Origin of the sequence: Phyllobacterium sp. (assembly GCF_037994425.1) — a bacterium.
Lineage (GTDB): Bacteria > Pseudomonadota > Alphaproteobacteria > Rhizobiales > Rhizobiaceae > Phyllobacterium.
Map to the genome: position 1 here is coordinate 1 of NZ_JBBNAM010000136.1, position 14,290 is coordinate 14,290.

At 58.6% G+C, this 14,290-nt stretch carries 13 protein-coding genes; 10 read left to right on the forward strand and 3 right to left on the reverse strand.

Annotation, left to right across the window (positions count from 1 at the left end):
• Positions 1 to 49: 49 nt before the first annotated feature.
• Positions 50 to 1,882, forward strand: coding sequence for a succinate dehydrogenase flavoprotein subunit (sdhA, locus tag AAAB35_RS09800; RefSeq protein WP_340668095.1), 1,833 nt, complete (start codon positions 50 to 52; stop codon positions 1,880 to 1,882).
• A gap of 25 nt (positions 1,883 to 1,907) precedes the next feature.
• The gene (locus tag AAAB35_RS09805) at positions 1,908 to 2,687 is read left to right on the forward strand and encodes a succinate dehydrogenase iron-sulfur subunit (RefSeq protein WP_340668096.1); all 780 of its coding nucleotides are present in this window, start codon (positions 1,908 to 1,910) and stop codon (positions 2,685 to 2,687) included.
• Between the two features lie 15 nt (positions 2,688 to 2,702).
• Here AAAB35_RS09805 and AAAB35_RS09810 read toward each other — a convergent pair whose 3' ends face one another.
• Positions 2,703 to 3,140: an OsmC family protein gene (locus tag AAAB35_RS09810; protein ID WP_340668097.1), complete on the reverse strand. Its 438-nt coding sequence runs from the start codon at positions 3,138 to 3,140 to the stop codon at positions 2,703 to 2,705.
• Between the two features lie 427 nt (positions 3,141 to 3,567).
• Between AAAB35_RS09810 and AAAB35_RS09815 the strand changes: the two genes are divergently transcribed.
• Together AAAB35_RS09815 and AAAB35_RS09820 are read left to right on the forward strand one after the other, a co-directional pair.
• A complete protein-coding gene (locus tag AAAB35_RS09815) occupies positions 3,568 to 3,822 on the forward strand; it encodes a hypothetical protein (protein ID WP_340668098.1) in 255 nt (84 codons plus the stop codon).
• A 27-nt stretch (positions 3,823 to 3,849) separates the two neighbouring features.
• Entirely contained in the window at positions 3,850 to 4,890 is a 1,041-nt protein-coding gene (locus AAAB35_RS09820) for an aldo/keto reductase (protein ID WP_340668099.1), read from the forward strand.
• Between the two features lie 51 nt (positions 4,891 to 4,941).
• Here the strand turns inward: AAAB35_RS09820 and AAAB35_RS09825 are convergent, their stop codons facing one another.
• The gene (locus AAAB35_RS09825) at positions 4,942 to 6,165 is read right to left on the reverse strand and encodes a ubiquinone biosynthesis hydroxylase (protein ID WP_340668100.1); all 1,224 of its coding nucleotides are present in this window, start codon (positions 6,163 to 6,165) and stop codon (positions 4,942 to 4,944) included.
• 94 nt (positions 6,166 to 6,259) lie between these two features.
• On the opposite strand from AAAB35_RS09825, the gene tesB reads away from it, so the two are divergent.
• The 6 genes from tesB (at position 6,260) to AAAB35_RS09855 (ending at position 13,811) form a co-directional block, all read left to right on the forward strand.
• Positions 6,260 to 7,129: an acyl-CoA thioesterase II gene (gene tesB / locus AAAB35_RS09830; protein WP_340668101.1), complete on the forward strand. Its 870-nt coding sequence runs from the start codon at positions 6,260 to 6,262 to the stop codon at positions 7,127 to 7,129.
• 251 nt (positions 7,130 to 7,380) lie between these two features.
• Entirely contained in the window at positions 7,381 to 7,719 is a 339-nt protein-coding gene (locus AAAB35_RS09835; RefSeq protein WP_340668102.1) for a P-II family nitrogen regulator, read from the forward strand.
• A gap of 23 nt (positions 7,720 to 7,742) precedes the next feature.
• Complete coding sequence (locus AAAB35_RS09840; RefSeq protein ID WP_340668103.1) at positions 7,743 to 9,176, forward strand: ammonium transporter; 1,434 nt, start codon at positions 7,743 to 7,745, stop codon at positions 9,174 to 9,176.
• 234 nt (positions 9,177 to 9,410) lie between these two features.
• Positions 9,411 to 12,044: a DNA translocase FtsK gene (locus AAAB35_RS09845; RefSeq protein WP_340668104.1), complete on the forward strand. Its 2,634-nt coding sequence runs from the start codon at positions 9,411 to 9,413 to the stop codon at positions 12,042 to 12,044.
• 214 nt (positions 12,045 to 12,258) lie between these two features.
• Positions 12,259 to 12,924 (forward strand): outer membrane lipoprotein carrier protein LolA, encoded by a 666-nt coding sequence (locus AAAB35_RS09850; RefSeq protein ID WP_340668105.1) that lies wholly within the window; start codon positions 12,259 to 12,261, stop codon positions 12,922 to 12,924.
• Between the two features lie 80 nt (positions 12,925 to 13,004).
• On the forward strand, positions 13,005 to 13,811 hold the full coding sequence (locus AAAB35_RS09855) for an exodeoxyribonuclease III (RefSeq protein WP_340668106.1): 807 nt from the start codon (positions 13,005 to 13,007) through the stop codon (positions 13,809 to 13,811).
• Here AAAB35_RS09855 and AAAB35_RS09860 read toward each other — a convergent pair whose 3' ends face one another.
• A complete protein-coding gene (locus AAAB35_RS09860; protein ID WP_340668107.1) occupies positions 13,812 to 14,270 on the reverse strand; it encodes a cyclic nucleotide-binding domain-containing protein in 459 nt (152 codons plus the stop codon). It abuts the gene before it with no gap.
• Between the last annotated feature and the right edge of the window lie 20 nt (positions 14,271 to 14,290).

Below are 14,290 nucleotides of genomic sequence, written 5' to 3' on the forward strand. Positions count from 1 at the left end.
TCAGCATCTTTGCCATCCTCAAGCTGAGCTTCGGAGGCTGAGCCACATTATGGCAGCTACAGAAAAGACGGCCGGAAAGGCCTATTCGTTCGTTGACCACAAGTTTGATGTGGTCGTGGTCGGGGCAGGCGGTGCAGGCTTGCGTGCAACGCTTGGCATGGCCGAGCAAGGCCTCAAGACGGCATGCATCACCAAGGTTTTCCCAACCCGTTCGCATACGGTGGCGGCGCAGGGCGGCATCGCCGCCTCGCTCAGCAATATGGGACCGGATTCCTGGCAGTGGCATATGTACGACACGGTCAAGGGTTCCGATTGGCTCGGTGATACCGATGCCATGGAATATCTGGCGCGTGAAGCACCGGCGGCTGTCTATGAGCTTGAGCACTACGGCGTGCCGTTCTCGCGTACCGAGGAAGGCAAAATCTATCAGCGGCCATTTGGCGGCCACATGATGAATTACGGCGATGGTCCGCCGGTCCAGCGCACCTGTGCCGCGGCCGATCGCACCGGGCACGCCATTCTGCACACGCTGTACGGTCAGTCCTTGCGCAACAATGCGCAGTTCTTCATTGAATATTTCGCGCTCGACCTCATTCAGGATGAAGACGGGACGATCACCGGCGTCGTCGCATGGAATCTCGATGACGGCACCATCCATCGCTTTGCCGCCAAGATGGTGGTGATGGCGACAGGCGGGTATGGCCGCTCCTATTTCTCCGCGACGTCTGCCCATACCTGTACGGGTGACGGTGGCGGCATGGTGGCCCGTGCCGGCCTGCCCTTGCAGGACATGGAATTCGTTCAGTTTCATCCGACCGGTATTTATGGAGCTGGCTGCCTGATCACCGAGGGCGCGCGCGGTGAGGGCGGGTATCTGGTCAATTCCGAGGGTGAGCGTTTCATGGAACGCTATGCCCCTTCGGCCAAGGATCTGGCGTCACGCGACGTAGTTTCACGCTGCATGACCATGGAAATCCGTGAGGGTCGCGGCGTCGGCAAGAACAAGGACCACATCTTCCTGCATCTGGACCATCTTGATCCGGCTGTCCTGCACGAGCGGCTGCCCGGCATTTCGGAATCGGCCAAAATCTTTGCCGGCGTTGATCTGACACGCGAACCGATCCCGGTTCTGCCAACGGTTCACTACAATATGGGCGGTATTCCGACCAATTATTGGGGTGAAGCGCTCAATCCCACCGCCGAAGATCCCGATCGCGTTCAACCCGGTCTTATGGCCGTCGGCGAAGCGGGCTGCGCTTCGGTGCATGGCGCAAATCGCCTCGGCTCCAACTCGCTGATCGATCTTGTCGTATTCGGCCGCGCCGCGGCGATACGCGCCGGCCAGGTCATTGATCGCAATGCCAAGGTGCCGGACATCAACGAAGCGTCCGTAAACAAGATCATGGATCGCTTTGATCGCCTGCGTCACGCTAGCGGCGGAACGCCGACGGCGGTTCTGCGCGAAAATATGCAGCGCACGATGCAGGAAGACGCGGCCGTCTTCCGCACGTCTGAATCGCTAAAATCGGGCGTCGGGCGTATGGAAAAGATCTGGAGCGAACTGCCGGACATCAAGGTCACGGATCGTTCGATGATCTGGAACTCTGATCTTGTCGAGACGTTCGAACTTGAAAACCTGATGGCGAACGCCCTGACCACCGTCGTTGCGGCCGAAGCGCGCAAGGAAAGCCGCGGCGCACATGCGCATGAGGATTTCCCCACTCGCGATGACATCAACTGGCGCAAGCATAGCCTCGCCTGGCTGGCGCCAGACGGCAAGGTTACGCTCGGCTACCGTCCGGTGCACCTCGACCCGCTGGTCAAGGAAGAGGATGGTGGCATCAGCCTCGCCAAAATCGCGCCCAAGGCGCGCGTTTACTGATCAAGGGAAAGGGCTTTAGGGCATTATGGTTGAACTTGCACTTCCCAAGAATTCGCAGATGCGGCCAGGCAAGACCTGGGAACGCCCGAAGGGCGCCAACAATCTGCGCGAATACCGCATCTACCGCTGGTCACCGGACGATGGCGAGAACCCGCGCATCGATACCTATTACGTCGATCTCGACGATTGCGGGCCGATGGTGCTCGACGGTCTGCTCTGGATCAAGAACAAGATCGATCCAACGCTAACGCTTCGCCGTTCCTGCCGCGAAGGCATTTGCGGCTCCTGCGCCATGAATATCGACGGGACCAATACGCTCGCCTGCACCAAGGGTATGGATGAGATAAAGGGACCGGTGAAAATCTATCCGCTGCCGCACCTGCCGGTAGTGAAAGACCTGGTGCCGGACCTGTCCAACTTCTATGCCCAGCACCGGTCGATCGAGCCGTGGCTCAAGACGGTTTCGCCGGAACCAGCCAAGGAGTGGCTGCAGAGCCATGAGGATCGCGCCAAACTCGACGGACTCTACGAATGCATTCTTTGCGCCTGCTGCTCGACATCCTGCCCGAGCTATTGGTGGAACGGCGACCGCTATCTCGGGCCCGCCGTGCTGCTTCAGGCCTATCGCTGGCTTATCGATAGCCGCGACGAGGCGACCGGCGAGCGACTCGACAATCTCGAGGATCCGTTCAGGCTCTATCGCTGCCACACGATCATGAATTGCGCGCAGACGTGTCCCAAAGGGCTCAACCCGGCCAAGGCTATTGCCGAAATCAAGAAGATGATGGTGGAACGCCGGGTCTGACATTCGGCTAAAAGATCAGCCCAGCTTTGCGTCCAGCGTCACTTCGATCGCCCCGAGCGCCTTGGAGAGCGGGCAGCTTGCCTTTGCCTGACCGGCAAGCTTGGCGAAGGTTGCATCGTCAATACCCGGGACCGTTCCAACGAGGGTCAGCGCGCTCTTCGTTATCTCGAAGCCGCCGCCGGCAGCAGGACTGATCGTCACCTTGGCCTTGGCGTCGAGATTTTCGGCAGGCGTGCCGTTCTCGGCGAGGAAGTGGGACAATTGCATCGCAAAGCAACCAGCATGCGCTGCGGCCAGTAGTTCCTCCGGATTGGTGCCGGATGTGCCGCTCTCATCCTGGAACCGTGCCTTGAAATTGTAGGGAAGCCCCTTCAGCGCGCCGCTTTGCGTGTCCAGCGTGCCTGAACCCTCCGTGAGAGTGCCTTTCCAGATTGCGGTTGCCTGTCTGTCCATTGGTATCTCCCTCATTGACCTGGAGTGTATCGAAAAGCGATCCGCGCCAAGGCACGGTGGCTCATCATAACTACGGACCGATATTATTCCATCGACTAATTTACCCATTGTTTGCCGTGACGTAGAGATTCGCTTATTTGCGCGGGAATTTTCGATCATGCATATTGTTTTGCTTCTGCTCGGGCTGTTCGGCGGCGGGATTTTCTGGTGGTATAGGCTGACACTTCTAGGTAGGGCTGCGGGGTGACATCGCGGATGAAGCCGGCCGGATACGGGGTTATTTCCGGCGCCGGAAGATCAGGCTGCACGCGGAGCATTCGCCTTTAACCGCAATCAACGATCCGGTGCACGCGGCTGCCACCGTAATTCTGGCGATTATCTCGGAAGATGAAGCCATCGGCGACCTGCATACCGATGCTGTGAAAAAGTGCTTCTCAACGTCGTCGATTCACAGGCAGTCGATGACGCAATCATCTATGCGAGGTGGGCCTGCCACCAGATAGGTGATGCCGTAACCGTCATCGAAAAAACTGCGCCCTTTATGACGCAGCGGCTGAACGAAGTGGAAAAGCGCGAATTGATTGATATGCTAGGCGAGGCCGCGGCTGCTGTTTCGCCTTCCCAGCACTATAGGCAGCGTGTCAGAAAGCTCATGCAAAGGCTTGGCCTGCAAGTCACTTGATCAACGACATCCAAACAGGAAAAACCCGTGAAACTGAAAAAGCTTGGCCGGACGAATATCGACGTCACGGAAATTTGCCTCGGCACCATGACCTGGGGCGTCCAAAACACCGAAGAGGACGCGCATCGCCAGATCGACTATGCCCTCGATAGCGGCATCAATTTCATGGATACGGCCGAGGTCTACGCCATACCGTCAAGTCCCGCGACCTATGGCAAGACCGAGACTTATATCGGGACATGGTTCAAGAAAACCGGGAAGCGCGACAAGTTCATACTCGCAACGAAGATCTCCGGCGGCGGCAACAGCTGGATCCGCGATGGATCGGTACCGAGCCGCCGCTCGGTGCGCGAAGCCGTCGAAGGTAGCCTGCAGCGCCTGCAGACGGATTATATCGACCTCTACCAGGTGCACTACGCCGCGCGCGGTCACTATCACTTCGGATCGGGCTGGAAATATGCGCCGCACGATCAGGACAGGGCCCAGGTGCCGGTACAGATCGAGGATGCACTCGAGGGCCTTGGCGACATGGTCAAGGAAGGCAAAATCCGTCACATCGGACTTTCCAACGAAACGGCGTGGGGGATCGGCCAGTGGCTGAAACTTGCTGAGCGTAGCGGTATGCCGCGCTTGGCCTCGGTGCAGAACGAATACAGCCTGCTTCAGCGCGTCTTTGATCTCGACCTTGCCGAACTTAGCCATCATGAGGATGTGGGCTTGCTTGCCTATTCCTCGCTCGCATCCGGCGTTCTGACCGGGAAATACCTCGATGGCAAAATACCGGCAGGAACGCGCGGCGCGATTCAGCCGGGCGGCCTATGGCGCAATAACGAACATTCGGCGCCGGCGGTGAAGGAGTATATCGATCTTGCCCGCAAGCACGGTGTCGATGTGGCGCAGCTCGGGATCGCCTTTGCGCTGACGCGGCCGTTCATGACATCAGTCATTATCGGTGCAACCTCGATGGAGCAACTGCGCACTGATATCGGCGCGGCTGACGTATCGCTCTCGCCGGAAATCTTAGCCGAGATCGAGGCGATTCACCGCCGCTATCCGCGGCCGCTTTGATTGGCTGCAATTGTGCGCGGTCCAAGCGCGCACAATTCGTACACGATCCGATTAGATTTCCTGCCCCTGCAGAAGCTTGGGGGCGGTTGTCGACAGCCCCGCCGCCTGGCGGATGAAGAAGCCCTTGAGCCGCGGCATGCGCTCGACAAGACCAAGGCCAAAGTCCCGTAACGCCCGGACGGGCGTGCTGTCATTGGAGAACAGGCGGTTCAGGACGTCGGTTGTGACGCCCATCTGTACCGTGTCGAAACGCCTCCAGGTCTGGTAGCGCTCGAGCACCGCGACCGACCCGATGTCGAGGCCAAGCCGATCGGCATCGACGACCGTTTCGGCAAGCGCTGCCGCGTCCTTAAAGCCGAGGTTGAGGCCCTGTCCGGCGATCGGATGAATTCCGTGTGCCGCATCACCTGCGAGGGCAAAGCGCGGCTTGACGAAATCGCGCGCAAGGGTAAGGCCGAGCGGAAAAGCCCTGCGACCACCCTCGACGTGCAACTCACCGAGCTTCAGGCCGAAGCGTTGTTCGAGTTCGGCCTCGAAGAGAAAATCGTCCTCATGGATGAGGCGCTCGGCATCGGCGGTGCGTTCCGTCCAGACCAGTGACGAGCGGTTGCCCTTGAGCGGCAATATGGCAAACGGGCCCGCAGGCAGGAAATGTTCTTCAGCGCGGCCATGATGCGGCCGCTCATGCGTTACGGTACACACGATGCCCGACTGGTCATATTCCCAATTGACAGTCTTGATGCCGGCCATTTCGCGCAAGCGTGACTTCACGCCATCGGCTGCAACCAACAGTCTGGTATCGAGGGACTTGCCATTGGCATAGTGCACGGTGAGGTGCGCCTCGCCATGCTCGAAACCTTCGACCGGGGCACCTTCGATAAAGGAGACGCCAAGTTCTTCGGCCTTCTTGCGCAGAGAAGCGTTGAGGATTCGGTTTTCCACCATGTGGGCAAAGGGTTCACCCGGTTCCACCTCGCCATTGAAGGTCAGGAACACCGGCCGCACCGGGTCGGACGTGCGCGAATCCGTGACGATCATTTCGTTGATCGGTTGCGCCTCGGGAAGGATGTCGTCCCAGCAACCGAGCCGGTCAAGCATGCGGCTCGCAGCCGCGGCCACCGCCGAAGCACGCGTGTCGTTGCGCCACACCCCCTTGGGGGCTGCGTCAATGACTGTAACCCCGAGATGGCTGGCCGAAGATTTGAGGGCGACCGCAGTCGCAAGGCCGACATAGCCCGCGCCGGCTATGATAATGTCGGTCGTTCGATGCGCCATGTTTGCCTCCTCTTGCCGCCACTGCAAACGCTTGACTTGTCGGTCGGTTCCTGTTGCAAGCGTTGGTAAACGCCTCAAAGGGAGATGACCGTCCATGTCCAAAGCCATGAAAGAGCTTTTGTCCATACTCGACCTTGAGACGCTTGAACACAACCTGTTTCGAGGTCGCAGCCCTCAGGTCGGCTGGCAGCGTGTCTTCGGCGGACAGGTCATCGGCCAGGCGCTGGTGGCTGCGCAGCGGACCGTCGATTCGTCGCGCCATGTGCATTCGCTTCACGGCTATTTCATGCGTGCCGGCGATCCGAAAGTGCCGATCATTTATGAGGTGGATCGCATCCGCGATGGGTCGAGCTTTACAACCCGGCGCGTCGTCGCGATCCAACATGGACACGCGATCTTTTCACTCGAAGCGTCGTTCCAGATCGAAGAAGGTGGTCTTGAGCACCAGGTGCCACGTCCGCTCGATATCACTGCGCCCGAGCAGCTGATCAGCGACAAGGACCTAAAGGAACAATATCTGCAGAACGCACCCGCAAACATTCGCAGATATTGGGAACAGGATCGTCCGATTGAATTGAAGCCATTGTCACTGACGCACTATTTCTCGCGTGAGAAGCTGGCGCCGGAGCAAAACGTCTGGATCAAGACCACGGGACCGGTCCCCGGCGACCGCGCGGTCCAGGCCGCCGTCCTGGCCTACCTCTCCGATATGACGCTACTCGATACATCGCTTTATGCCCATGGACGCTCGATCTTCGATCGCGACCTTCAGGTCGCCAGCCTCGACCACGCCATGTGGTTTCATCGGCCCTGCAATTTTGACGACTGGCTGCTTTATACAGCAGACAGCCCCAGCGCATCTGGCGCTCGCGGCTTCACGCGTGGCACTCTTTATAGCCGCGACGGCACCCTGATTGCGTCCACAGCGCAGGAAGGCCTAATTCGTGTGCATTCGACGGAATGAGATTTAACCATTCACTTACATTTGCCTAATTTTTAATCACAAGGCATTGAATAGTGTGCAGCGCTTCTCCAGTCTGAGAAATGTGCGTTAAATATCAAATAGTTAAATATGTACTGCGATTCTGGCACGGAACTTGAATACTCCTGAACCAGTCACCAATGGCTGCATGCTTGAGGCGATGGGTTCAACGCGGATCACTTCCTTTAGGTAATTCCACTCTAAGGGTGCCGCGCTAGCGCAGGGGTAGTTGAATGAAAATTGTGATGGCCATCATCAAGCCGTTCAAGCTGGACGAGGTGCGCGAAGCCCTCACCGCTGTCGGCATCCAGGGCCTGACCGTCACCGAGGTGAAGGGTTATGGCCGCCAGAAGGGACACACCGAAATCTATCGCGGAGCCGAATATGCGGTCAGCTTTCTTCCCAAGCTGAAGATTGAAGTTGCGGTCGCATCCGAGCTCGTCGACACCGCGGTTGAAGCCATCACCACGGCCGCCAAAACGGGTCAGATCGGCGACGGCAAGATATTCGTCCTCAGCATCGAGCAGGCTGTCCGTATCCGCACGGGCGAAACCAATACCGACGCGCTGTGAATTAGGGGTTCAAGGAGATAATAATGAAAATTCTGCCAAGTTTTAAATCTGCGGCGCGCAATACCCTTCTGGGGTCGCTGGCGCTTTCAGCCTTCGGCGCGATCGCCGCTTTCGCTCAGGAAGCGGCTCCAGCTGCAGCGGATGCAGCTGCTGCGGCAGCGCCTGCCATGACGGTGGACAAGGGCGACACCACCTGGATGATGATCTCGACGGTCCTCGTCCTTTTGATGACCATCCCCGGGCTAGCCCTGTTCTATGGCGGTCTCGTCCGAGCCAAGAACATGCTCTCGGTTCTCATGCAGGTCTTTACGATCACAGCGGTCGTCATGCTGATCTGGGTATTCTATGGCTATAGTCTGGCCTTCACGCCGGGCAACGCGTTTGTCGGCGGCTTATCCAAGGCGTTTCTTGCTGGCGTCGACGTGACCACGATGTCGGAAACCTTCTCGAAGGGCGTCGCCATTCCCGAACTCGTCTACGTCTGCTTCCAGATGACGTTTGCCTGCATCACGCCGGCGCTGATCGTCGGCGCCTTCGCTGAACGCGTCAAGTTCTCGGCCGTCATCCTCTTCGTCATCCTCTGGGTCACCTTCGTCTACTTCCCGATCGCCCACATGGTGTGGTTCTGGGGTGGTCCGAGCGCATATTCCGATCCTTCTGGCCTTATCTTCGGCTTCGGCGCGATCGACTTCGCAGGTGGTACCGTCGTTCACATCAATGCCGGCATCGCTGGTCTTGTCGGCGCACTGATGATCGGCAAGCGCGCTGGCTACAAGAAGGACATCATGGCACCGCACTCCATGACGATGACCATGATTGGCGCCTCGCTTCTCTGGGTCGGCTGGTTCGGCTTCAATGCGGGCTCCAACCTTGAGGCTAACGCCTACGCCGGTCTTGCCATGATCAACACCTTCGTTGCCACTGCAGCGGCGGCGGTCATGTGGATCATCCTCGAAGGTTGGCTAAGAGGCAAAGCCTCGATGCTCGGTGCCGCATCCGGTGCTGTTGCCGGCCTCGTTGCCGTAACGCCTGCCGCCGGTTTCGTCGGCCCGATGGGCGCGATCGTGCTCGGCGGCTTCGTCACGTTGATCTGCTACTTCTTCGTAGCCGTCGTAAAGAACAAGTTCGACTACGATGACAGCCTCGACGTTTTCGGCATTCACTGCGTCGGCGGCATCATCGGCGCGCTTGGAACCGGTATCCTGGTCAATCCGGCTCTCGGGGGCGCTGGCATCGTCGACTATTCGACGGCTGACTTTGCCGCATCTTACGCCGGCACCGCGACCCAGCTCTGGGCGCAGTTCAAGGGCGTTCTCGTCACGCTTCTGTGGTCGGGCATCGGCAGTGCAATTCTCTACAAGATCGTTGATCTGATCATCGGTCTGCGCGCGTCGCCGGAATCCGAACGCGAGGGCCTCGACCTCACCTCGCACGGCGAAGCCGCCTACCATATCTGAACGTAAAACGCGGCGAACCGTCGCCCTGCAACAAGAATAAGATGGGCCCGGAATTTCCGGGCCCATCTTGTTTGGCCAGAATGCGCTAAACAGAACTACGGATCGATCGGCAGCAAAATCCGACCCACCTCTTCCCATGGTTAATGCCCCCTTAACCATCGGCATCTTAACGTGAGAATCAAAATCTGCGGCTGACTCAGCTGCTGGGCATGCGTTCACACGGGGCAAGCATTCATGCGTCAAGGATATTCAGCCTCTTATGCCATCGACGGCGAACGGCACGGGTTGACCACCATATTCAGGCGCCAGATTCTACTTCTCTGGGGTCTGGCACTTTTCGGCTTCGTCGCGTTCGCTGTCGGAAGCCTGGCGACATGGAACGTTCTTGATCCAAGTTTCAGCCATGCCACGTCGAATCCCGTCCATAATGCACTCGGTTATCCGGGAGCGGTTTTTGCCGATCTCGGCATGCAGTTCTTTGGCCTGTCCATGGTCGCAGCCCTGATGCCGGCGGTCTTCTGGGGAGGTTTCTTCATCACCGGACGCAGCGTCGATCGCATGCCGAAGCGCGCTGTCGCCTGGTTCGGTGCTTCCCTGATGGCGGCCGCGATGGCCGGCTGCTTTGCGATACCCTCGAGTTGGCCCATGCCGATTGGCCTCGGCGGGGTTTTCGGCGATATGGTCCTCAAGATTCCTGCGATCTTCATCGGGACATTCCCGCGCGGCGGACTAGCAATGATCCTCGTCGCCATACTTGCACTGCCGACGCTTTGGGTCTTTGCGTTCGCAGGCGGCATTACCTACCGAGACACTGAGCCGCCGGTTGCCAAAAAGTCGACGCGTCATGTGGCTGAGGAAGACGATTATGATGACGAGGACGGCGATGACGACGATCGCGAAGGCAGTGGTCTGCTCGCTCTTGGCGCCTTGACGCATTGGTTCCTCAGCATAAAGGCTCTGTTCCGCCGCCTGACCGGTCACAGCGGGGCAAGTAGCTTGCGGGGACGCCAGCGGGCCGACGATTTCCTCGATGATATTCCGGTCAGCAAGCAAAAGGGCGCGCCGAATGGCGGACGTCGCGAGCCCGGCTTCGGCGATGCCACACCACGCATCGAAGCGCCTTCGATCGATATCGGCAATGACGACTTCGATGTCAGGTCGGCGCGCTTCGACCCTGTCGCCTTCAGGGACGATGATGATGATGAGGACGACGACTGGGCGCCGCAAAGCGCTCCAGCGCGAGCCGTTCCGCAGGGGGCAAGACCTGTGACAGCGCGGATCGATACTCCGGCGCCTGCACCAAAGGCCGGAGCGCGCGTTCAGCGTGAGGCGCAGGCTTCGCTGATCAAGTCCGACGAGTTCGAGATGCCGTCGCTGCATTACCTCAGCGAGCCGAAGAACGTCGTGCGCAATCCGAGCCTCTCGAAGGAAGCGCTCGAGCAGAACGCTCGCTTGCTCGAGGGCGTGCTTGAAGATTTCGGCGTCCGTGGCGAGATCATTCACGTGCGACCGGGTCCGGTGGTCACGCTTTACGAGCTTGAGCCAGCACCTGGCATCAAGTCATCGCGGGTCATTACGCTAGCCGACGATATTGCCCGTTCGATGAGCGCCATCGCCGCGCGCGTGGCAGTCGTTCCCGGCCGCAATGCGATCGGCATTGAACTGCCGAACCAGACGCGTGAGATGGTCTATCTGCGGGAACTGCTCGCGAGCCGCGATTTCGAACAGACCAAGACAAAGCTCGCGCTTGCGCTCGGAAAGACGATCAACGGCGAAGCAGTCATTGCCGATCTTGCGAAGATGCCGCATCTCCTCGTCGCCGGCACAACGGGCTCGGGTAAATCCGTCGCCATCAATACCATGATCCTTTCGCTGCTTTATCGCATGACGCCCGAGCAGTGCCGTCTGATCATGATCGATCCGAAGATGCTGGAGCTTTCGATCTATGACGGCATCCCGCACCTACTGACGCCGGTCGTCACCGATCCAAAGAAGGCCGTGGTGGCGCTGAAGTGGACGGTCAAGGAGATGGAAGACCGCTATCGCAAGATGTCCAAGGTCGGCGTGCGCAATATCGACGGTTTCAACCAGCGCGTCGAACAAGCACAAAAGAAAGGCGAGCGCATCGCCCGTACTGTCCAGACCGGCTTCGATCGGGCGACCGGCGAAGCCGTTTATGAAACGGAAGAACTCGATTTGAAGCCGATGCCTTATATCGTCGTCATCATCGACGAAATGGCTGACCTGATGATGGTGGCGGGCAAGGACATCGAGGGCGCCGTGCAGCGCCTCGCGCAGATGGCGCGCGCGGCAGGTATCCACGTGATCATGGCAACGCAGCGCCCCTCGGTCGACGTCATTACCGGTACGATCAAGGCGAACTTTCCGACCCGTATTTCCTTCCAGGTCACTTCCAAGATCGATAGTCGCACGATCCTCGGCGAGCAGGGCGGCGAACAATTGCTTGGCATGGGCGACATGCTCTACATGGCCGGGGGCGGCCGCATCCAGCGCGTCCACGGGCCATTTGTCGGCGATGACGAGGTGGAAAAAATTGTCCAGCACCTCAAGCGCCAGGGCGCGCCGGAATATCTCGATTCGATTACCGAAGAGGATGACGAGGATGAAGGCGGTGGCCCGATTGGGGCGACGAATCTCGAAGATTCAGACGACCCCTACGATCAGGCGGTCGCAGTCGTCTTGCGCGACAAGAAGGCGTCGACAAGCTATATTCAACGAAGGCTCGGTATCGGCTACAACCGCGCCGCCTCGATTATCGAGCGCATGGAGCAGGAGGGTCTGGTCGGACCGGCAAATCATGCCGGCAAACGCGAAATTCTCGTGCCGACACAGGATGACGAGTTCTAGAAATTGACATTTGGCGTGTGCCGTAACGCAAGAAATTCGCGGCGTTATGGAACCACGGGCCCAGAGTTACTATCTAGTATCCATTGCGCGGTTACGTAACGCCCTTACCTAACGCGCGGACGAGGAACGGAAACGGGTTTGTGCCGTTTCTTAGCCACAGTGAAGCCAAACTGGCTTTTTATACACCGGTTCGTAGACGACAGGAGACACGACCATGATCAAGACCGCATCGTTTCGCGCAATTGGCTCGCTTGCCCGGGCTTCGGCGGTCGCATGGATGGTCGGTATGGTCTCCTTTACGGGAATCGCGACCACTGTCACCCCGGCCTTGGCGCAAGCCGCTCCGGGCGGTATTAGCGCTGCCCAGGATATCGCCAACAAATTTTCGGGTGTTAAGACGCTGACCGGGAGTTTTGTCCAGTTTGGCCCGCGAGGCGACCAGACGGAGGGAACGTTCTATATCGAACGCCCCGGCAAAATCCGCTTCAACTACAACAAACCTTCGCCAATCCGGGTTATCTCAGACGGCCAGTCCGTGGTGATCAACAATCGGAAGCTTGACACGTGGGATCTCTATCCGCTCTCAAAGACACCGTTGAAGCTGCTCCTCAGCGATCGGATTGATCTTTCCGGCGGTCGGGTAAAGTCGGTGAAGGAAGAGCCAGATATGACCACGATCGTCCTTGGCGACAAGTCGATCTTCGGCAATTCCACGATCACCATGATGTTTGATCCGAAAACCTCGGATCTGCGCCAGTGGACGATCACCGATGCGCAGGGCCTCGATACGACGGTCATGATCACCAATGTGCGGACCGGCGTGCGTTTCGCCGACGACATGTTCAAAATCGACTACACGCGCATCGCCATGAAGAAGTAGTCATCTGGCTTGAACTCCCGGCGATCTTTTGGCATGACCGCGCAGCACATATGCTGCGCCCTCAGTCCCCCGTGAGTTTCATGCCCTTTTCCGTTGCTACCTGGAACATCAACTCGGTTCGCCTGCGCCTGCCGCTCGTCCTTCAGTTTATGCGTGATTATCAGCCGGATGTTCTGTGCCTGCAGGAAACCAAGTGCCCGGACGATCTCTTTCCGCGCGAGGCGCTGCACGCTGCAGGCTATAGTCATATAGAGATCAGCGGCCAAAAGGGCTACCACGGCGTCGCCACGCTGTCGCGCCGTCCATTGACAGAACCCGCGCGGGTGGGATTCTGCGATATCGCCGATTGCCGTCATTTGAGCACGGTTGTCACCGCCGGAAATAAGCGTCTGCGCATCCACAATTTCTACGTGCCGGCCGGGGGCGATGAGCCGGATCCGGACATCAATCCCAAGTTCAAGCACAAGCTCGGCTTTCTCGACGAGATGAAGGTGATGGCTGCTGTCTATGGCGACGGTCATGCCTCGCTTCTGGTGGGCGATCTCAATATCGCGCCGCTCGAGACGGATGTCTGGTCGCACAAGCAACTTCTCAAGGTGGTAAGCCATACGCCTGTCGAAACCGAGGGCCTTGAGGCCCTGCGCAAGAATGGCGGCTGGAGCGATCTCATGCGCCACCACATTCCGCCGCACGAAAAAATCTACACATGGTGGAGCTACCGCGCGGCGGATTGGGCAGCGGCAGATCGTGGGCGCCGGCTCGATCATATCTGGGGCTCGCCGGATCTCGAAAACGATCTGACGGAGATCACGATCCTGCGTGAGGCGCGCGGCTGGGAACGACCGTCCGACCACGTGCCCGTCATCGCGCGCTTCAATCTGGATTAGTCAACGCTCCTGAAAAAGGTGCTCATATTGCGTGATCGCGTCGATCATCTCGCTGATGTCGGAGGCGATCTTGTCGTGCAAGGCCGCGGCGATCTCAGGATATTCTTCGAGAATGCGCCGGAAAAGGGAGCGGTTGAGGCGGATCACTTCCGTTTCCGAATCGGCCATGGCGCTCGTCAGTCGTTTCGTCTGCGCAATGATCGCCATCTCGCCAAGAACGGCCCCGGGCCCGACGGTTTTCAGGATGATACGTCCGGTCGCGCCTTCGCGAAAGAGTGAAATCTCGCCGCGATCGATGACATAGGCACAGTCGGCAGATTGACCCTCGCGATAAAGTTCGCGTCCCTCTCTCAGGACAAGGCGTTCCGTACCGAAGGCAAGCAATCGCAACTGGTCGCGCGTAAACGTCTCGAACAGCCCCACTGTCTCCAATATGCGGATATCATCTTCAATTGCCATGCATGAACAGACATATACCT